The following is an 18,711-nucleotide window of genomic DNA, read 5'->3' as shown; positions in this document are numbered from 1 at the left end:
GAAGCGCCCCCACCGAAACGGTGAGCACGCTTCATGGTCTTTATGAAGGTCGTGAAAATAAGCTCAACCCAGACGCTATACGACTAGAGGACCTACTTGCACAGAGAAAGGGCGGCCTCGTCAGCGACCAGGATAACGTTGGAATGCAGCTGGAGAATGGAAGCGGGGCAGCTGGGGGTAATGGGTCCATAAACCATATCATGAACGGCCTGGGCCTTCTTCTCACCGTTAGCGGCGACCACGATGGCACGAGCGCTCATGATGGTGTGGGTACCCATGGTATAGGCCTGACGCGGAACATCCTCGATCTTATCGAAAAGGCGGCTGTTGGCCTCGATCGTGCTCTCGGTAAGGTCGACGCAATGAGTGCCGTAGGAGAAGTGATCGTCGGGCTCGTTGAAGCCAATGTGACCGTTGTTGCCAATGCCCAAAAGCTGAAGATCCTGGTAGCCCGCAGCCGCAACCATGGCATCGTACTCGGCGCAAGTGGCATCAGCATCGGGATTGGAGCCATCGGGCACATGGGTGTTCTCGATATTGATGTTCACGTGATTGAACAGGTTCTCGTTCATGAAATAACGGTAGCTCTGGGGGTCATCACCGTTGAGACCGCGATACTCGTCCAAGTTATAGCTGCTCACCTGGGAGAAGTCAACGTCGCCCTTCTTGTACCACTCGACAAGCTGCTGGTACGCACCAATGGGAGTAGAGCCGGTAGCCAGGCCAAGAACGCAATTAGGCTTGAGAATAATCTGCGCAGAGATGATATTGGCAACCTGGCGGCTCATATCCTCATAGTCGCGAACTCGAACGATCCTGATCATGCGTGACCCCTTTCTTTGACCGGCTTCCTATCGACTTTTAGCGACAATCAGCTGGTCAAGTTCGGTAACGTGGTCTCCCACATCACCTTTAATACTTGCAAACTCAACCGCGTTCCTGATGAGAACGGGGACCGTAATATCATAACCCTCGTTGACAATAGCCTGTCGATCGAATTCGATGAGCGTCTCACCAGCCGTGACCATATCACCGGGAGCCGCATGAACTTTAAAATGACGGCCCTCGAGGTTATACGTTTCCAAACCAACATGTATAAGCACGTCCAAGCCATCTACGGTTCGAAATGCCACCGCATGACCAGTAGGGAAAATCGCTTCGATTTTGACGGCGGTCGGAGCGATCACGCGATCACCTGTCGGCCTAATGGCAACACCTTGACCAAGGTATCCCGCGGCAAACGTCTCATCATTCACCTCGGAAAGAGGGATGACATCTCCCTCAAGCGGCGCACGCAGCACAATGCTTCGCCCCGACAGGCCAAATGACTTGAATAGGCTACTGAACATTCTTCTCCCTCGATCACCCGTGCAGAGACCGTACTGGCAGATATATTTATGGTACATCATTGGGAACGTGCGAGATAGCATACACCGATTATTTGATACCGTTCGCGTGATGGCTATTCCATTCCAAAGCCACCCATCTCCGCTTATGCGACACAAGCAGCTCAATAGCATCAAAAATAGAAAAAACGGGATCCACCGATAAATCGGTAGATCCCGTCCATACGTATCTTCCAATAAGGAAAGATTAGCGCTTGGAGAACTGCGGAGCGCGACGGGCCTTCTTCAGGCCGTACTTCTTGCGCTCGACCACGCGAGAATCGCGGGTGAGGAAACCAGCGCGCTTGAGGTCAGCACGGTAGTCGCCCGCGTTCAGAAGAGCGCGAGCGATGCCGAGGCGCAGAGCGCCAGCCTGACCGGAGATGCCGCCGCCATCGCACAGAGCGATAACGTCGAAAGCGCCAGCGGTATCGGTCACCTTGAAGGGAGCAAGGGCACCCTCAAGAAGCTGCTGACGGCCGAAATACTCAGCGGCATCACGCTTGTTGACGGTAACCTTACCGGTACCAGGGACGATGCGGACACGGGCCACGGCGTTCTTGCGACGGCCGGTGCCGTAGTAAACAACGGTGTTCTCAGCCATCTTTAAGCCTCCAGCTCGATCTTAACGGGGTTCTGGGCAGCGTGCGGATGCTCGGCGCCTGCATAGACCTTGAGCTTCTTCAGCTGCTGACGGCCGAGGGTGGTCTTGGGGAGCATGCCGCGAACGGCGCGCTCGATGACCTGCTCCGGGTGCTTCTCCATAGCCTGGCGGAAGCTCTCGGCCTTGAGGCCGCCATTGTAGCCGCTGTGACGGTAGTAGACCTTGGTGTCAGCCTTGTTACCGGTAAGCTGGACCTTATCGGCGTTGATGACAACCACAAAGTCACCGCAGTCAGAGTTAGGGGTGTACTGAGGCTTGGTCTTGCCGCGCAGAATAGCTGCGATCTGAGTGGCAAGGCGGCCCAGGACAGCGCCCTCGGCGTCGACGAGGACCCAGTTGCGGGTAACCTCGCCCTGCTTGGCGTAGTGAGTCGACTTCTGAATCACTTGACTCCTCCATGTACAATACGTGTCTTAACAGAGTTTCACGGGGCTCTGCAAAGTAACCTGTCGAGTATACCGCGTAACGGGGTTGAGTCAACGCATTTTCGGTTGTCTAGCAGAGTTTCTGCACAAGCGGCACACAGTTTTTAGCACGGCCATGCTTATGAAGAAATCTCGCAGGTTAACGCTCTTTAGAGATAAATGCGCGCACCTCATCAAGCCTGCGCTTGCCTTCTTGGCGACCTTGGATGTAAAGAGCCAGCAACTTAGCGGGATCATGCTCGATATGCCCCACCTCGACCGGCTGCGGCGGAGCGATGACCAGCGCCCTACCTTGGCGCTCGTACTCCCAAATGTGCTCACGCTGCTCGTTGTAGCGTTCGTGGCGGTTCTCAAGCGCCTCAAGAAGATATGGGTAGGCAGCGTAGCGGGCATGAGCCGCCGCAAGGAACTCGTACGGGCCCTTTTTATAGGTTCTGTCCTGGGTGAGGACAACAATCGCCCTATCGAAACCCGCGTCTTCGAGCGCATGCTCGACGGGAACGGAATCCGCGACGCCGCCGTCTAGATAAATGGCATCGCCCATCTCTACGGGCTGCGTCATGAGCGGCAAAGATGTTGTGGCGCGCAGCGCATCCACGTCGAGCACGGCGTTTTCAACCGGAAGATATGCCGGCGTACCAAAGACCACGTCCGTAGCTACCGCATACAACGACATGGGGTTCTTCTCAAACGCATCGTTATCAAAGGGATCAAGGCGATCTTGAATGTCGTTGAGCAGGAAATCGTAGCCCACAACGCTGCCGCTTGTTGCAAAGGACTTAGCCCCCATGTAGCGGCTATCGTTGCAAAACGCCAGGTTCACTCGGTTGGCTCGACCAATCTGACGAGACTTGTAGTTGAGTCCGGAAAGCGCGCCGGCAGACACGCCATAGCATGCTGAAACCTCAACGCCGTTCTCCATGAAGACATCCAACACGCCCGCGGTGAACTGGCAGCGGAAGCTACCGCCCTCGAGCACCATGGCGACCTTGCCAGCGTTATTAGCTTTCTGCTCCACGTTCATGGAAACAACCTTCCTGCTTGGACTTTTCGCACTTGTGCTCTTCTACCACAAATGAAGGTCTTGCAAACTTACACAATCGTTCGATATGGCAGGCGCATGAACGGAATCGCGCAGACGAGCCTGAAAAACCCGCTCAAGCTCGGCCACGTCATCTGCGGAAAGACATGGAGACCGCAGACGATTTGGCCGCTCTTGAGCGGGCGTTAGCGCGAAGGGCGGCACGGTCGAGGATGGCGTTTGGCCGACCGCCCTATTGGCTACAAAAGATGGGTGCGAGACACCCGGGCATCACGCCTCGGGCGTCACCACGGGATCGTCGTTGATAAGGTCGCTTCCTCGTCCATAGCTGGGACGAGCGGCGTCGCGCTGGATCTCCAGCGACAGGTCGCGCGCGAGCTCCGGCGCCACGTTATCGTAGCGACGGCACGCGCAGATATGGTCGGGCAGAACCTCGCGCTGCTCGGGGGCGCTCACGTCGCACGCGCCGATCTTGGCGAAGCAACGACTTGCGAAGCGGCAACCCGCAGGCGGGTCGATGGGGCTGGGCACGTCGCCTTCCAGGATGATGCGGCGACGCTGCAGCTTGGGATCGGGGCTGGGAATCGCCGAGAGCAGGGCCTGGGTATACGGGCACAACGGCTCGGTGTACAGGCTCTCCTTGGGAGCGATCTCCATCATGCGGCCCAAATACATAACGCCAACGCGGTCGGAGATGTGCTTCACCACGTTGAGGCCGTGGGCGATGAACAGGTACGTTAGACCCAGCTGCTCTTTGAGGTCATCCAGCAGGTTGAGCACCTGCGCCTGGATAGAGACATCGAGTGCGGATACGGGCTCGTCGCACACGATGAGCTTGGGATTGAGCGCAAGTGCGCGGGCGATGCCCACGCGCTGGCGCTGACCGCCGGAGAACTCGTGCGGGTAGCGATTCTTCATGTAAGGCGCCAGGCCAACCAACTCGAGAAGCTCGTCCACGCGCTCGTCCACCTGATCTTTGGGCAGGATCTTGTTGGTGAGAATGGGCTCAGCGATGATCTTGCCAATGGTCATGCGGGGATTGAGGCTCGCGTACGGGTCCTGGAACACCAGCTGGATGTCACGGCACATGGCACGGCGATCGCGCTGCCCCAGCGCGGTGATGTCGCGCCCCTCGAACAGAATCTGTCCGCTGGTGGGCTTGAGCAAACCGCAGATCATCTTACCGATGGTGGTCTTGCCGCAGCCAGACTCGCCCACCAGGCCAAAGGCCTCGCCACGGCGAATGGTAAAGCTGACATCGTCCACAGCCTGCACAAACGAGGTGGGACGGCCAAAGAAGTCCGTATCGGCAACAAAGCTCTTGGTGAGGTGCTGGACCTCGATAAGGTTCCTTGAATTATCCTGCGACATCCTAGCGCACCCCCTCTTGTGCTGCGGACCCACGGCGAACGGCTTGGGCGGCCTGGTCGATAATCTCGCGCTCCTGCGCTTCGAGCTCTGCCTTCACGCGATGCGCCGCCTCCGTCGCCTCGACGGCGCGGGCAATCTCATCCGCATCCTCATACAGATGGCAGCGGACCTTGCGCGTGGCACCGGGCAGCAGCTTGAGCTGCGGGGCCTCGGTGCGGCAGCGGTCCGTACAGCGCTCGCAGCGATCGGAGAACGGACAGCCGGCCGGCATGTTGAGCGGATTGGGGACCGAGCCCTTGATCATGTACAGGCGACCGGCGTTTTGCTCTTCCAGACGAGGAATCGAGCGCAGCAGGCCCAGGGTATAGGGGTGCAGCGGATGCTCAAACAACTCGAACTTCTCGCCCTCCTCGACCACCTGGCCGCAATACATGACCACAACGCGATCGGCGACCTCGGACACAACGCCCAGGTCGTGGGTGATGAGCAGGACCGCCATATTGAACTCGCTGCGCAGCTTGTAGATGAGCTCCAGAATCTGCGCCTGAATGGTCACGTCGAGCGCCGTAGTGGGCTCGTCCGCAATCAGCACCTTGGGGTTGCATGAGAGCGCCATGGCGATCATGACGCGCTGGCGCATACCGCCGGACATCTGGTGCGGATAGTCGTGCGCGCGCTCCTCCGGGCTGGGGATGCCAACCAAACGCAGCATCTCGACCGCGCGGGCCCACGCGTCCTTCTTGTCCACCTGCTCGTGCGCCTGGATAGCCTCTACAATCTGATCTCCCACGCGATAGACCGGGTTCAGGCTGGTCATGGGCTCTTGGAAGATCATGGAGATGTTGCCGCCGCGCACCTGCTCCATCTCGGACTCGGATAGCGCAAGCAGGTCCTTGCCGTCGAAGGTGATGGAACCGCCGGCTACGTGGCCGGGTTTTTGCAGCAGACCCATGATGGAGAGCGACGTGACGCTCTTACCCGAGCCGGACTCGCCCACCACGGCCAAGATCTCGCCCTGTTCAAGATCGAATGTGACGCCGTTGACCGCGCGCACCACGCCCTTGCGGGTGGGAAATTCGGTCACCAGGTCATGAACCTCTAGCATTGCCATGTCATCACCGGTTCCTAGATTTGGGGTCGAACGCATCGCGAATGCCGTCGCCCAACAGGTTGAAGGCGAGCACGGTCACGGTGATGGCCAGACCCGGGAAGATCATCGCATGCGGCGCGGCAAAGATGTAGTTGCGGCCGCGACCAAGCATATCGCCCCACTCTGCCGCGGGAGGTTGCACGCCCAGGCCAAGGAAGCCCAGGGCGGCCGCATCCAGAATGGCGCTGGAGATACCCAGTGTGGCGCGGACGATGATGGAGGGCATGACGTTGGGCAGCACGTGGCGGAAGATGATGAGGGCATCGGAGTCGCCGATCACGCGGGCAGCGGCAACGTAGTCGGACTGCTTGACCGACAGCACCTGGCTGCGGACGATGCGCGCGTACTCGGGGATGGAGACGAAGCCGATGGCGATGATCGCCTTGTCGATTCCTCGTCCCAACGCCGCCATGAAGGCGATTGCCAAAAGAATCGACGGGATGGCGAGCATCATATCCATCACGCGCATGATGACGGTGTCGAGCACGCCGCCCTTGTAGCCGGCGAGCGCGCCCAGGGTGACGCCGATGGTGAGCGAGATGGCAACGGACAGCAAACCCACGGTGAGCGAAATCTGGCTACCGATGAGCACGCGGCAGAAGATATCGCGACCTTGCTGATCGGTGCCAAACCAGTGCGCGGCACTGGGACCCTGGAACGATGCGGACAGATCTTGCTGGTAGGGATCGTAGGGCAGAATCTGCGGAGCAACAAAGGTGACGATGGCGACCAGAGCAAGCAGCGTGATGACGCCCAAGCTGACCATAGCGGGGATGTTTTGGCGAAGCGAGTACCAAACGTCCTTCCACAGCGACTCGGTCTTCTCGGCCTCTTGCTTCTTCTGGACGGGAGCGTTGTTCTGTGCAACGGCAGCAGCCATGCGGATCACCCCTCTTCCTTTGCATACGTGATTCGCGGATCAAGGTAGGCGTAGACCACGTCGACGATTAGGTTGATCGCGATAAAGATGACGCCAATCAGCAGAACGGCGCCCTGAACCACCGGGAAGTCGGACTTCAAGATGCAGTCGACCACGTACTTGCCCAGGCCCGGCCACGCGAAAACCGTCTCGGTCAGCATGGCGCCGCCAAGCAGGCTGCCAAGCTGCAGGCCAATAACCGTGGTGACGGGAAGCATGGCGCAGCGCAACGCGTGGTGACGGTGCACACGGCCCAACTTCAAGCCTTTGGCGCGAGCGGTGCGTACATAATCCTCGTTCAACGTCTCCAACATGCTCGAACGCGTCATGCGGGTGATGACCGCCATGGAGTACATGGACAGCGCCAACGCCGGCAGGATAATGTGGCTCAGCGCATCGCCAAACGCCTCGAAGTCGCCGGAAAGCAACGTATCGAGCAAGTAAAGGCCGGTGCCTCCCACGGGCTGCAGCAGCGGGTCGATACGGCCAGAGCTGGGCAGCACGTGCAGCACGCCGGCGAACAGGATGATGAGCAGAACGCCCAGCCAGAAGATAGGCATGGAGACGCCCACCAGCGCCAAAATAGTCGCGATGCCGTCGATGGCGGTGTTCTTGTGGGTCGCGGACAGCACGCCAAGCGCGATACCGGCGACCGCCGCAATCACAATGGCAACCAAGGCAAGCTCAACAGTTGCCGGGAAGCGGGCCATGAGCTCTTGCAGCACGGGGGTGTGCGTGTAATAGCTCTCGCCCAAATCACCGCGAATGGCACCAAAAAGAAAATCGAAATATTGGACGATGATGGGGTCGTTAAGGCCCTGGGCATCACGCCATGCCTGCATCGCCTCGGGAGTTGCATGCTGGCCCAACACAACGGGTGCGGGGTCGGCGGAGAACACTCTCATGATGAGGAAGACAATGACCGAAACGCCCAAGAGCACGGGAATGGCCTGCAAGATGCGCTTGAGAATATATTTCAACATCGAGGCCCCTCCTTTCTGTAGCGCGGACGATTAGCCCGTAGCAAAACAAAGGGGCAGGAACTCGTCCCGCCCCATCTGCCTTACCCGCGGCCCTTCGCCGGCGGGGCATTATGCGGACTTGGTCACACCCTCCATGTGAACAACTCCGGTGGGGTGATAGAAGAAGCCCTTGACCTTGGGGCTATAGCCAGCAAGGTTCTTGGAGTGGCTGATGAGCATCCAGGGCATTTGGTCTGCAACCATCTGCTCGCACTGCAGGTAGATGTCATCGCGCTCATCGCCATCAGCGGTCTCGAGGCCCTTTTGGATCAGCGCGTTGTACTCGTCATTGCGGAAGCGACCAACGTTCATGGATACGTTCTCATCGGAGAGCAGGTTCATGAAGTTGTCGGGATCGCCGTTGTCGCCAACCCAGCCATAGAGGCAGACGTCGAAGGCGTCGGTCTCGACCTTGGTCTTGTACGTGGTCCAGTCATAGGAGACGATCTCCATGTTGACGCCCACCTTTGCCAGATAACCCTGAATCGCCTCGGCAAGCGCCTGTCCGCCAATGGTGTTATACGGACGAGGATTGGTGTAGGTCAGCATGGTGCAACTGGTGATACCAAGCTCGGCAAACGCAGCCTTGGCGGCATCGGGATCGTACTCGGTGCGCGCAACCTTCTCGGCATAGGGCGCCATCCACAGCGGCATGACGGAGGTTGCGACGCCCGCATAGTCGCCATACAGGCTCTTGACCATCTCTTCAACGTTGACGGCCTGACAGAACGCGCGGCGAGCCTCAACAGCTGTGAACTGGCCGCTGTCGTTGCGGAACGCCATGTAGTTGATGTTCATGCCGTCCTCATCAAAGAGTTCGCAGCCACCGCTGGTAATGGTATCGACAACGGAGGCGTCGATGCCGTCGATGATATCGACCTCGCCGTTGGTAAGGGCGGTCACGCGGCTGGAGTTCTCGGCGATGAAACGGAAGACGACGTTCTTGGTCTTGGGAGCGTTGTCCTTGTCCCAGTAATCCTCGTTGGCCTCGAGAACCACGTTCTCGCCCTTGGACCAAGAAACAAACTTGTAGGGGCCGGAGCCAACCGGCTGCTCAAGAGAGGTGCCGGCCTCAAAGGCAGAGGGAGCGACAATGGGAGCCGCCAACGCCATGGCCATGTTCTTCACAAACGGGGTGGAAGCGGCGCGCAATTTGATTACCAGCGTGGTCGCGTCGGGAGCCTCCATGGATTCAATGCCGGTACCAGAGTCCTGGGCGCCAAATACAAAGCCAGCGTAAGGCATGTCCTCGGTGCGGTTGGGCTCGAGCTGACGCTCGATGGAGGCCTTGACGGCCTCGGCATCGCAGTCGGTGCCGTCGTGGAACTTGACACCCTCCTGCAGCTTGAACGTATAGGTAAGACCGTCGTCGGAAATCTCGGGCATCTCGGACAGGCCTGCAACCACCTCGCAGGTCTCCGTGTCGTAGCGAAGCAGCGTGTCATAGATGTTGCACATGATCTTTGCGGACTCGCCGTCGTCAACGTACGCGGGGTCCAGTCCACGGGGGTCAGCGCCCTGGGCAAACGTGATGGTATCGGCCACGCCGGAAGCACTCGTAGAGCTAGAACCAGCCTCGCTAGCACGCTGGCTACCGCAACCAGCCAGGCCCATAACGCCCAGCGCGCTCGCAGCGCCCATAGCCTCGACAAAACGCCTTCTTGAAATCTCAGCATTGAAGGACATGCCCATCACCTTTTTCTTATCCATCCTCTTTAATACAATCGCGCAGCACGCAACGCATCACGATAAAGTAAAGCGCGACAAGGACAATTATTGGCTTCATTGCCATATATAGAGTTGAAGGCTTTTTTGTTTACTTTACTTTATTAAAGTGTTTAATCAATGGAAACATGGCTATGTTGACAAATGAGCACATTTAGACATCAAATGCATAAAAATCGCGTTCATCGTATATTTTAGACCGTTCGCCCTGACGCGCAAAATACAAGAAGCGGGCAGATTGAAACAATCTACCCGCTTGCAATGTGTGGTGGAGGCGCGGAGAATCGAACTCCGGTCCACGAAAGCCCCCTGATCGGCATCTCCAGGCTCAGTCACCGATTTAGATTCGGAGCCTTTGCGCGCGGTGACGCGCTCGCGGGTTCCTAGTCGGTTCGATCTTAGTTCGCGCCATACCGACTACGTGCGCAAACGCATTCCCCTAAAATGACATCTCGCTGGAGGCGGGGAACTCTCCAGTTCGACGCGCCGCTAATTAATTAAGCAGCGAGGGCATACTGCCCAGAGAAATTCTTGTTGTCAATTCATTTTGACGGTACCCCGGTTTAACGTGGGCGAGGAGACCACGGCCTGCTTCCTCTCTCAGAGCTATCGTGTCGAAACCAGTCGCCCCCTCATTTAAAGAGGTCTGGGCATCGAGGCAAACGCCGCGAATGCATCGACCTGTCAAAGTACACACGCAAAGTGATGGCTGCGCGATTTTTTACTATACCACGTAACGCGCTCTCCCAATCACGTGCTCACCCCACCCCATAGCAATTGCGGAAGCCCAATTGCGGAAGCTCCTGGGGAAACCCTTGCCACATGAACGGCTCAGGCGGGCAGATTGCGCATGGAAGTCAATCGCCACGGACTCAAACCCGCCCCATTCTCCTCATTCTCCGACCCGATCGAGACTCCAAGGGGCCCATCAAGCGCAAAAGTCGCGGATAATTGCATCGCTTTAGAAATAGTCTATGTATACCCCAAGCGCGCAATCGCGCTACCAGCGGTTCTTTCAAAGAATGCATGCCCCTACTCGCCTTTTTTAAAAAACGATGCAATTATCCTTCACAACTGCTCACCCCAACAGCAGCGGGAGCCGTCTGAACGCCTAATTATGTTGTTGAAGGGGTTTCTACCGCTAAGACGCCGTTGCCGCTCCGGGCATGAGCCCGTATTTCTCCATCTGCATGAGCACCACGTCGCGACGCGCCTCCGCCGCCTGCCTGTCTGAGGAGTAGAGCGAAGGCTCGTTGGGAATACCTGCCATCAACGCCGCCTGCTCCAGCGTCATATCCCCGGGCACGACACCCAGCATCTGGGGTGCCGCCTGGCCTATGCCCGTGCATCCCAAACCGAAATAGGAGGAGTTCACGTACAGCTCAAGTATCTCGCGCTTGCTACAGGTAGCTTCTAGATCGAATGCTAGGAAGACCTCGGCGACCTTGCGCGTAAACTCCTTTTCCTGCGTAAGGAAGAGATTCTTGGCAACCTGCTGCGTTATGGTGCTGCCGCCTTCCTCTAAGCTCATGGTTCGCAGGTCGTTCCATGCGGCGCGGCAGATAGAGATGATATCGATGCCGCAATGGGTATAGAAACGGTGGTCCTCGATAGCGACCACCGCGTCCAGATATACCTGTGGCAACTCATCGACAGACGTGTAGCCGGGCTGCGCGTGCAGCTCCGCCACAGCTTCCTCGATACTCTTTTCCTGCAAAGCCGATCGATACATCTGGTAGCCGCGCACGCCCACCACAGCGCATGCCAATCCGGCAATCAGGGCAAGTCCCAACAGCACACGCTTTACCATCTTGCCGATCATAGTCGACCAATCGTCTTAAAGCCGCGGGCGCGTGCAAAGGCGCTCCCTAGCGGCAGGGCCATCCGTTAGGGATATTGTGCCCTTCCCACTCCCCTCGCGCGACAGCATCTGATTACACTTTTGAAAGGTTACCTATCAGGTACTAAGACGACCCCCTTCCGCTTTCAAACAAGGAGCGCCGCCGAACCTCCATGAGGCTCAACGGCGCAGAACTAACGCATTATGAGAATAAGCCCCTAGCTCAGCGAAGCGCGCAGCAGCTCGTTGAACAGCTTGGGGTTGCCGCTGCCGCGACTTGCCTTCATGCACTGACCCACCAAGAAACCGATAACCTTCTGGTTGCCGTCACGGTACTGCTGGGCCTGGTCTGGGCAGTTGGCAAGCACCTGGTCCACGATGGGCTGCAGGGCGCCGGCGTCGCTCACCTGGCGCATGCCGCGCTCGTCCACGATCTTCTCCGGATCGTCGCCGCTTTGGGCCATTGCCTCGAAAACCTCGTGAGCCTGGTTGGAGCTGATGGCATCCTCGGCCAAAAGCTTCGCCAGCGATGCCACCTGCGCGGGCGCGATGCCGCTGTCCTCCAGCGAGGTACCCGCCGCCTTGAGATAACCAGCCATCTCGTTGACGATGAGGTTGGCAACCACCTGCGCCGCCTTACCGGCAAGGCCCTCTGCCGCCTGCTCGAAGAACGCCGCCGTTGCGGGATCGCCGGCGATCAGCTCGGCGTCGGCGCGCTTGATGCCGAAATCGCCTTCGAAGCGGTCGCGCTTGGCATCGGGAAGCTCTGGCAGCTCGGAAGCGCAGTGCTCGATGAACTCGTCCGAAAGGTCGAACGGAGCTAGATCCGGGTCCGGGAACAGACGGTAGTCGTCCGCGGTCTCCTTGACGCGCATCACCACGGTGCGCTTGCGGCTGGGTTCCCAGTGACGGGTCTCCTGGTAGATGATGCCGCCCTCCTCAAGTACCTCCGCCTGGCGGCAGATCTCATAGGCGAGGCCGTCGTGCAGCGCCTTGAAGCTGTTGAGGTTCTTGAGCTCGGTTTTGGTTCCCAGGCGGGTATCGCCGCGGCGACGCAGGCTCACGTTGCCGTCGCAGCGCATGGAACCGTGCTCCATGGAGCAATCAGAGATGCCTAGCGTGAGGAAGATGCGGCGGAGCTTCTCCATAAAGAGGCGGGCCTCCTCCGGAGTGCGCAGGTCGGGCTCGGTTACAAGCTCGATCAGCGGGGTGCCGCAACGGTTGTAGTCCACCAGGCTCTCGGCAGCCGCGGTGATGCGACCCTCCTCGCCGCCCAGATGGTTCATCTTTGCGGCGTCCTCTTCCATATGGATGCGCAGGATGCGGATGGGAACGCTGTAGCTGCCGTCCTCATGGCGCTGCGGCAGCGAGAGCTCGTCCGCGCTATAGCCCGCCATATGGATGGCGCTCTCGGGCATCTGCTCGTTCATGCTGGTGGAAAGACCCACGGCGTTGGCGCTGGCGCTGGCAAGGCTCTTGGCCTCGTCCTCACCAAAAGCGCACTCCGGACGCTCGGCGGCACCGCAGCCCGTAACCTCCAGGTCCAGGTGGCCGTGCATGCAAAACGCGATGGGGCCCTGGGTGGTCTGGAAGTTCTTGGCCATATCGGGATAGAAGTAATGCTTGCGATAGAACATCGAGTGCTTCTGGATCTGGCAGTTGGTCGCCAGGCCCGCCTTGACGATAGACTCGATCGCGCGCTTGTTGGGCACGGGCAGGGCGCCGGGCAGGCCCAGGCAGACCGGGCATACGTTGGCATTGGGCTCGTCATCATGGCTGAGCTTGCAGCCGCAGAACATCTTGGTATCGAGCGTGGTGAGCTCGGTGTGGATCTCCAGGCCGATGACGGCCTCCCAATCCTTTAGAACCTCGGAGAGCTCCTTCATGCGAGCTCACCTCCCTTCCCTGCGAAATCCGGTGCTACGGGCGAAGAGCCAAAGGCGAGCTCGAGCGCGCGGGCGATGGTCAGCAGCTTGCGGTCGCTGAACGCGGGCGCCACCAGCTGAGCGGAAACGGGCAGACCGGAGTCCTCGCCCAACCCAAGCGGTACGGATACGCCGCCGTTGCCGGCGATGTTGAGCGAGATGGTGTACAGATCGGACAGGTACATCTGCGTGGGATCGGAAATCTCTCCGTGCCTGAACGCGGTGCGGGGCGCCGCGGGCATGAGAATCGCATCGACCTTCTCGAACGCCGCCGCGTAGTCGCGGGTGATGAGGGTGCGGGCCTTTTGGGCCGCGTAATAGTATTTGTCGTAGACGCCGCTGGAGAGCAGGTAGGCGCCCAACATCTGGCGGCGCTTGGCCTCCATGCCAAAGCCGCGAGCACGCGAGCGGGAGCTCTGGTCTGCCAGGTTGGAACAACCCTCCTCCTGGAAACCGTAGCGCACGCCGTCAAAGCGCGCCAGGTTGGAGAACGCCTCAGCGGGGCCGATGACGTAGTACGCGGCGATGGCGGCGTCCAGATGCGGCAGGTCGACCTCGACCAGCTGCGCGCCCTGGGCCTCCAACTCCGCGGCAGCTTTCTCGACTGCCCGGCGCACCTCTGCGGTCAGACCCTCGGCCTCCATGAAGGCGGGGATGATGCCGATGCGCTTGCCGGCGACGCCGTCCTCCAGGTGCTCGCAGAAGTCGACGGCGAAATCCTGGGACGTTCCGTCATAGGGGTCGCGACCCGCACCCACCAGCGCGTTCATGGCGAGCGCCACGTCGGCGACCGTGCGGCCAAAGGGGCCCACCTGATCTAGCGAGCTGCCAAAAGCGACCACGCCGTAGCGCGACACCGCGCCGTACGTGGGCTTCATGCCCACCACGCCGCAGAACGATGCGGGCTGGCGAATCGATCCGCCGGTATCGGAGCCAAGGGCGAGGGTCGCCTCGCCGGCAGCGACCGCGGCGGCAGATCCGCCCGAAGAGCCGCCCGGCACGCGCTCGACATCCCAGGGGTTGTTGGTGGGATGGAACGCAGAACTCTCCGTTGAGGAGCCAAACGCGAATTCGTCCATATTCGCCTTGCCAACAGGCAGGCAGCCGGCGTCCAGCATGCGCTGCACGCACGTGGCGGTGTAGACGCTCTCGTAGTTGGCGAGCATATTGGAGGCACAGGTGGTACGGGTACCCACCAGGTTCATGTTGTCCTTGATGGCAAGCGGCACACCCGCCAGCGGGGGCAGGGCCTCGCCGGCCGCGCGAGCGGCATCGATACGCGCTGCGGCGTCAAGCGCCAGCTGGGGCGATACCTGCAAAAATGCCTGAACGGCCCCCTCGCGCTCATCGATAGCGGCAAGGGCGGCGTTCGCGACCTCGGTTGCGGAGAAATCGCCCGCGGCGACGCCGGCGGCGATCTGCTGGGCGCTAAGGGTATCGAGCGATAGCATTACTGGTCTCCCCCTTCGCCAAGAATAGAGGGCACGCGGAACGAACGGCCGCGCGTGCTGGCGGCGTCCTTCAGCGCCTCGTCCACGGGCAGCGCGCGATCAGCGTCGGTCGCATCGGCGCGCATCACGTTGGACAGGTCGCCGATGGGATGGAACGTGGGCGCCACGTCCTCGTCCGCATACTGCAAGATGGGCTCGAGCATCGAGACGGCATCGTTCATATAGGCGGTCATATCCGCGAGTTCTTCTTCTGTGAGGGCGATGCACGCATAGTCCGCTATGCCGCGCACGTCCTTCTCGGTGAGTGCCATGGGCGCTCCTTCCGCTTGCATACGAATGTTCACCATTATATGCACAAGCGGCCGCTCCACCTAAATGGAGCAGCCGCAAGCTTCAAATTCAACCAAGTTGCAATCTTTAGCGTTTTTGGACAAAGGAGCCGGGCAAGGGCCGTTAGAACGTACACGCCAAGCGCATACCCTGCTCCGCCTCGCACTCGTCCACGCCATCAAGCACCACCACCAAGGTATCGCCCGCGTTTGCGTCGAGCGCCATCAACGCCAGCGGATCGCGCGCGGGCACAGAGGAGCCTGCAGCATCTTCGCCGGCGCGCCTCGCGGCAACGGTGATGTCGCAGGTCCACTTGCCAGCCTCGGAGGCGACAAGCACCACGGGACGCGCGTGGAAACCCTGGGGATCGGTAATGGTATGTTCAAACGTCTTCATAGCCCGGTCTTTCACCTAGCAGTCGCAGCCGTAGGAAAGATGCGCGTCATCCGCCACGCGCAAGGTCTTATCCAGGTAGCGCGTTGCCAGCCACTTTGCCATGGGCAGGTTCTGATCCAGGTAGTTACCGCATTCCTCTGGACGGGCGCCGGGAATCTCGCCCTCGAAGCCCTCGACAAACTCAAAAAGCGCGGTCACCAGCGGCAAGATCTCGCGCGACGCCACCTTGCCAAAGACCACCAGGTAAAAACCGGTGCGGCACCCCATGGGGCCAAAGTAGACCACGCGGCTTGCCCACTGGGGGTGGTTGCGCAGGAAGGTGGCGCCCAGGTGCTCGATGGTGTGCGCCTCGGCGGTATTCATGACCGGCTCGCGGTTGGGCGCCGTCATACGCAGGTCAAACGTGGTGACCGTGCAACCCGTCGCCTCATCGCGGTCAACGCGCGATACGTACACGCCCGGCTCCAGCGTGAGGTGGTCGACGGTAAAGCTAGCGATCTTCTCCATTGCGGGCATAGCGGCTCCTTGGCGTTACGGGTATAGGTGTGAACGAGCGCCCCTGAGCGTCCGCTTTTCGCGGAACCGCCACGGGGCGCTCATGCCATTTTACCGCGATGCATCCGTTATGCGAACGAAGCCGCGCTAGATCAGGCCCAGGTGCGTAAACGCGTTCCACATGCCGTCATCGTCCACATCCGTGGTCACCCAGTCCGCGGCGGCCTTGGCCTCTTCTCCGCCCGAACCCATGCACACGCTGGTTCCGCAGCACTCGAACATGGGGATGTCCACGGCGGCATCGCCCACGGCAACGGTATCCGCCATGTCCGCGTCCAGGTGCTCCACCAGCACGCGCACGGCATGCGCCTTGTCGATACCCTTTACACCCAGGTCGCCAAAGAGCGCGTGCTCTCCCTTGCCGCCCCAGGTACGCGCCACCAAATCGGGGAACTCGTCCACGGAATCCAGATGGTCCTGGTAGCTGGAGAGGATGAAGCTCACCTTGTTGAGGTCGTCGCGGTAGAGCTCGGCGCCGTAGGTAAGCGTATCCATGAACGCATGGGCAGAGGTCTGGGCATCCTCGTCGCTCGCGCCCTTGCCCTTGGCGTAGAGCGTCATGACGGGGGCAGCCGCCTCCCTGAAGTGCTCGCTAGCGAACAGGCCATTGTTGGACTCCAGGTAAAACTCCAGGCCGCGTCCGTGCAACCAATCCACAATATGGCGGCACTGGTCCGCGGTGATGAGTTGGTGCATGACCACCTCGCCATCACTCTCCACGTAGCAGCCGTTGCCGCCGATCATGCCATCGAAGCCGATATCCCAGATCTCCTGCGGGTTCTCGGCCTTGCTGCGCCCGGTGCACATGTAGACGCGGTGCCCGTTAGCGCGCGCCCGCTTGATAGCGTCCTTGCAGCTTTGCGGAATGAAGTTCTCGTAGTTGGTGATGGTGCCGTCGACATCGAGGAAGATGATCTTACCGTTAGACATGCTCGTCCCCTTTCCCCTTACCCGCGGGCACATCAAGCTATGGACGAGAAAACCCGTCCGCTTGCGCCCGCATCATGAAAAGGCCGCCCGCAGCGCACGGGACATGCTGCGAGCGGCCAAAACCAAAAAGCACTGCCGTGCCTACTCCAGGCCCTCGGCGCCGTTGGACTTGATGATCTTCTGGTATGCGAAGAAGCTGTCCTTGCGACGGCGCTCATAGGTGCCGGTGCCGTCATCGTACTTGTCAACGTGGATGAAGCCGTAACGCTTGCGCATCTCGCCGGTGCCGGCGGAAACCAGGTCGATGGGGCCCCACCAGGTGTATGCGATCAGATCGACGCCGTCGGCGATGGCCTCGCCCATTGCCTCGATGTGGCTCTTGAGGTACGCGATGCGATACGGGTCGTGGATGGAGCCGTCCTCTTCCACCTCGTCGTAGGCGCCCATGCCGTTCTCGACCACCATCAGCGGAATCTGGTAGCGGGCATAGATCTGGTTCAGGGCGATGCGCAGGCCCATGGGGTCGATCTGCCAACCCCAGTCGGTGCTCTCCAGATACGGGTTCTTGCCGCCAAAGGTCATGTTGCCCTCGGTCATCTCATGGTCGGCGTGCGTGCTCACGGTGCCGCTCATATAGTAGGAGAAGGTGTAGAAGTCCACCTTGCCGGCGGCGATGTCCTCAAGGTCGCCCGGAGCCATCTCGAGCTCGATGTCGTTTTCGGCCCAGAAGCGCTTGGCGTAGAACGGATAGGTGCCGCGCACCTGAACGTCGGAGCAGTACCAGTTCATGCGGTTCATCTCAAGCTCGTTGGCAAGCACGTCCGCCGGATCGCAGGTGCCGGGGTAGCTCAGGATAAAGCAGTCCATGTTGCCCATCTTGAACTGGGGATACTTCTCATGGGCGAGCTTGACCACGCGGCCGTGAGCCACAAACTGATGGTGCAGGGCCTGGTAACGCTGCTGCGGGGTTGTCTTGATGGCGGACGCCGGACCCTCGAAGCCCTGGATGAGGCCGGTCTCCATCATGGCGCCCATGTCCATGGTGCCGCAGTTGATCTCGTTGAAGGTGAGCCAGAACTTCACCTTGTCCTTGTAGCGCTCGAAGACGGTGGCGCAGTAGTTCTCAAAGAAGCCGATGAGCTCGCGGGAGGCCCACCCGTTGTACTTCTCGACCAGGTGGTAGGGCATCTCGTAATGCGAGAGGGTCACCAGCGGCTCGATGCCGTGCTTGGCGCAGCAATCGAAGACGCGGTCGTAGAAGGCCAGGCCCGCCTCGTTGGGCTGGACGTCGTCGCCGTTGGGGAAGATGCGGCTCCAAGAGATGGACATGCGGAACATGTTGAAGCCCATCTCGGCGAACAGGGCGATGTCCTCCTCGTAGTGGTGATAGAAGTCGATGCCGTCGTGGTTGGGATAAAGCACGTCCGGCTTGATGTCGATCGTGATCTCGCGCGGCTTCTCGTAGCTGCCGCCGGTGAAGTGGTCATCGACCGAGGCCCCGCGGCCATCGACGTTCCAAGCACCCTCGAACTGGTTGGCGGCCGTGGCGCCGCCCCAATAGAAACCCTTGGGGAACTGCAT

Annotated in this window: 18 protein-coding genes and 1 other RNA gene; all 19 read right to left on the bottom strand. The window is 59.9% G+C overall.

Annotated elements, in window-relative coordinates:
* Positions 1-92 precede the first annotated feature (92 nt).
* The 19 genes from nagB to B3H65_RS10030 all read right to left on the bottom strand — a co-directional run bounded on the left by nagB (position 93) and on the right by B3H65_RS10030 (position 18,711).
* Entirely contained in the window at positions 93-824 is a 732-nt protein-coding gene (gene nagB, locus B3H65_RS10120) for a glucosamine-6-phosphate deaminase (protein WP_009141286.1), read from the bottom strand.
* 27 nt (positions 825-851) lie between these two features.
* On the bottom strand, positions 852-1,349 hold the full coding sequence (locus tag B3H65_RS10115) for a PTS sugar transporter subunit IIA (protein WP_009141285.1): 498 nt from the start codon (positions 1,347-1,349) through the stop codon (positions 852-854).
* A gap of 244 nt (positions 1,350-1,593) precedes the next feature.
* A complete protein-coding gene (gene rpsI, locus B3H65_RS10110; protein WP_009141284.1) occupies positions 1,594-1,989 on the bottom strand; it encodes a 30S ribosomal protein S9 in 396 nt (131 codons plus the stop codon).
* Positions 1,990-1,991: 2 nt separating this feature from the next.
* On the bottom strand, positions 1,992-2,435 hold the full coding sequence (rplM, locus tag B3H65_RS10105; RefSeq protein WP_009141283.1) for a 50S ribosomal protein L13: 444 nt from the start codon (positions 2,433-2,435) through the stop codon (positions 1,992-1,994).
* Positions 2,436-2,613: 178 nt separating this feature from the next.
* Positions 2,614-3,498 (bottom strand): patatin-like phospholipase family protein, encoded by an 885-nt coding sequence (locus B3H65_RS10100; protein WP_270479343.1) that lies wholly within the window; start codon positions 3,496-3,498, stop codon positions 2,614-2,616.
* Positions 3,499-3,786: 288 nt separating this feature from the next.
* Complete coding sequence (locus B3H65_RS10095) at positions 3,787-4,887, bottom strand: ABC transporter ATP-binding protein (RefSeq protein WP_009141281.1); 1,101 nt, start codon at positions 4,885-4,887, stop codon at positions 3,787-3,789.
* Position 4,888: 1 nt separating this feature from the next.
* On the bottom strand, positions 4,889-5,998 hold the full coding sequence (locus B3H65_RS10090; protein ID WP_286685124.1) for an ABC transporter ATP-binding protein: 1,110 nt from the start codon (positions 5,996-5,998) through the stop codon (positions 4,889-4,891).
* Between the two features lie 4 nt (positions 5,999-6,002).
* A complete protein-coding gene (nikC, locus tag B3H65_RS10085; protein ID WP_181973372.1) occupies positions 6,003-6,917 on the bottom strand; it encodes a nickel transporter permease in 915 nt (304 codons plus the stop codon).
* Between the two features lie 5 nt (positions 6,918-6,922).
* Positions 6,923-7,939: an ABC transporter permease gene (locus tag B3H65_RS10080; protein ID WP_117679985.1), complete on the bottom strand. Its 1,017-nt coding sequence runs from the start codon at positions 7,937-7,939 to the stop codon at positions 6,923-6,925.
* Between the two features lie 108 nt (positions 7,940-8,047).
* The gene (locus B3H65_RS10075) at positions 8,048-9,688 is read right to left on the bottom strand and encodes an ABC transporter substrate-binding protein (protein ID WP_286685123.1); all 1,641 of its coding nucleotides are present in this window, start codon (positions 9,686-9,688) and stop codon (positions 8,048-8,050) included.
* Between the two features lie 281 nt (positions 9,689-9,969).
* Positions 9,970-10,335: a transfer-messenger RNA gene (gene ssrA / locus B3H65_RS10070) on the bottom strand.
* Between the two features lie 509 nt (positions 10,336-10,844).
* Positions 10,845-11,525 (bottom strand): biosynthetic peptidoglycan transglycosylase, encoded by a 681-nt coding sequence (locus B3H65_RS10065; RefSeq protein ID WP_286685122.1) that lies wholly within the window; start codon positions 11,523-11,525, stop codon positions 10,845-10,847.
* Between the two features lie 236 nt (positions 11,526-11,761).
* Complete coding sequence (gatB, locus tag B3H65_RS10060) at positions 11,762-13,429, bottom strand: Asp-tRNA(Asn)/Glu-tRNA(Gln) amidotransferase subunit GatB (RefSeq protein WP_286685121.1); 1,668 nt, start codon at positions 13,427-13,429, stop codon at positions 11,762-11,764.
* The gene (gene gatA, locus B3H65_RS10055) at positions 13,426-14,919 is read right to left on the bottom strand and encodes an Asp-tRNA(Asn)/Glu-tRNA(Gln) amidotransferase subunit GatA (protein WP_286685120.1); all 1,494 of its coding nucleotides are present in this window, start codon (positions 14,917-14,919) and stop codon (positions 13,426-13,428) included. Before gatA ends, gatB begins: the two co-directional genes overlap by 4 nt.
* Positions 14,919-15,230, bottom strand: a complete 312-nt coding sequence (locus B3H65_RS10050) for an Asp-tRNA(Asn)/Glu-tRNA(Gln) amidotransferase subunit GatC (RefSeq protein WP_009141273.1) — start codon at positions 15,228-15,230, stop codon at positions 14,919-14,921. Before B3H65_RS10050 ends, gatA begins: the two co-directional genes overlap by 1 nt.
* A gap of 142 nt (positions 15,231-15,372) precedes the next feature.
* Entirely contained in the window at positions 15,373-15,645 is a 273-nt protein-coding gene (locus B3H65_RS10045) for an HPr family phosphocarrier protein (protein ID WP_286685119.1), read from the bottom strand.
* Positions 15,646-15,660: 15 nt separating this feature from the next.
* On the bottom strand, positions 15,661-16,152 hold the full coding sequence (locus B3H65_RS10040; protein ID WP_286685167.1) for an S-ribosylhomocysteine lyase: 492 nt from the start codon (positions 16,150-16,152) through the stop codon (positions 15,661-15,663).
* Positions 16,153-16,287: 135 nt separating this feature from the next.
* On the bottom strand, positions 16,288-17,130 hold the full coding sequence (locus B3H65_RS10035; protein ID WP_286685118.1) for an HAD family hydrolase: 843 nt from the start codon (positions 17,128-17,130) through the stop codon (positions 16,288-16,290).
* A gap of 141 nt (positions 17,131-17,271) precedes the next feature.
* Positions 17,272-18,711 (bottom strand): glycoside hydrolase family 1 protein, encoded by a 1,440-nt coding sequence (locus B3H65_RS10030; RefSeq protein ID WP_286685117.1) that lies wholly within the window; start codon positions 18,709-18,711, stop codon positions 17,272-17,274.

Origin of the sequence: Collinsella sp. UBA1693 (assembly GCF_002320115.1) — a bacterium.
Classification (GTDB): domain Bacteria; phylum Actinomycetota; class Coriobacteriia; order Coriobacteriales; family Coriobacteriaceae; genus Collinsella; species Collinsella tanakaei.
This window is presented reverse-complemented; position numbering and strand designations above follow the sequence as displayed.

Bases quoted from the DNA above. Each gene is read 5' to 3' on its own strand.
- nagB (WP_009141286.1), bottom strand. From the start codon at position 824: ATGATCAGGATCGTTCGAGTTCGCGACTATGAGGATATGAGCCGCCAG.
- B3H65_RS10115 (WP_009141285.1), bottom strand. From the start codon at position 1,349: ATGTTCAGTAGCCTATTCAAGTCATTTGGCCTGTCGGGGCGAAGCATT.
- rpsI (WP_009141284.1), bottom strand. From the start codon at position 1,989: ATGGCTGAGAACACCGTTGTTTACTACGGCACCGGCCGTCGCAAGAAC.
- B3H65_RS10100 (WP_270479343.1), bottom strand. From the start codon at position 3,498: ATGAACGTGGAGCAGAAAGCTAATAACGCTGGCAAGGTCGCCATGGTG.
- B3H65_RS10095 (WP_009141281.1), bottom strand. From the start codon at position 4,887: ATGTCGCAGGATAATTCAAGGAACCTTATCGAGGTCCAGCACCTCACC.
- B3H65_RS10090 (WP_286685124.1), bottom strand. From the start codon at position 5,998: ATGGCAATGCTAGAGGTTCATGACCTGGTGACCGAATTTCCCACCCGC.
- nikC (WP_181973372.1), bottom strand. From the start codon at position 6,917: ATGGCTGCTGCCGTTGCACAGAACAACGCTCCCGTCCAGAAGAAGCAA.
- B3H65_RS10080 (WP_117679985.1), bottom strand. From the start codon at position 7,939: ATGTTGAAATATATTCTCAAGCGCATCTTGCAGGCCATTCCCGTGCTC.
- B3H65_RS10075 (WP_286685123.1), bottom strand. From the start codon at position 9,688: ATGGATAAGAAAAAGGTGATGGGCATGTCCTTCAATGCTGAGATTTCA.
- B3H65_RS10065 (WP_286685122.1), bottom strand. From the start codon at position 11,525: ATGATCGGCAAGATGGTAAAGCGTGTGCTGTTGGGACTTGCCCTGATT.
- gatB (WP_286685121.1), bottom strand. From the start codon at position 13,429: ATGAAGGAGCTCTCCGAGGTTCTAAAGGATTGGGAGGCCGTCATCGGC.
- gatA (WP_286685120.1), bottom strand. From the start codon at position 14,919: ATGCTATCGCTCGATACCCTTAGCGCCCAGCAGATCGCCGCCGGCGTC.
- B3H65_RS10050 (WP_009141273.1), bottom strand. From the start codon at position 15,230: ATGGCACTCACCGAGAAGGACGTGCGCGGCATAGCGGACTATGCGTGC.
- B3H65_RS10045 (WP_286685119.1), bottom strand. From the start codon at position 15,645: ATGAAGACGTTTGAACATACCATTACCGATCCCCAGGGTTTCCACGCG.
- B3H65_RS10040 (WP_286685167.1), bottom strand. From the start codon at position 16,152: ATGGAGAAGATCGCTAGCTTTACCGTCGACCACCTCACGCTGGAGCCG.
- B3H65_RS10035 (WP_286685118.1), bottom strand. From the start codon at position 17,130: ATGTCTAACGGTAAGATCATCTTCCTCGATGTCGACGGCACCATCACC.
- B3H65_RS10030 (WP_286685117.1), bottom strand. From the start codon at position 18,711: ATGCAGTTCCCCAAGGGTTTCTATTGGGGCGGCGCCACGGCCGCCAAC.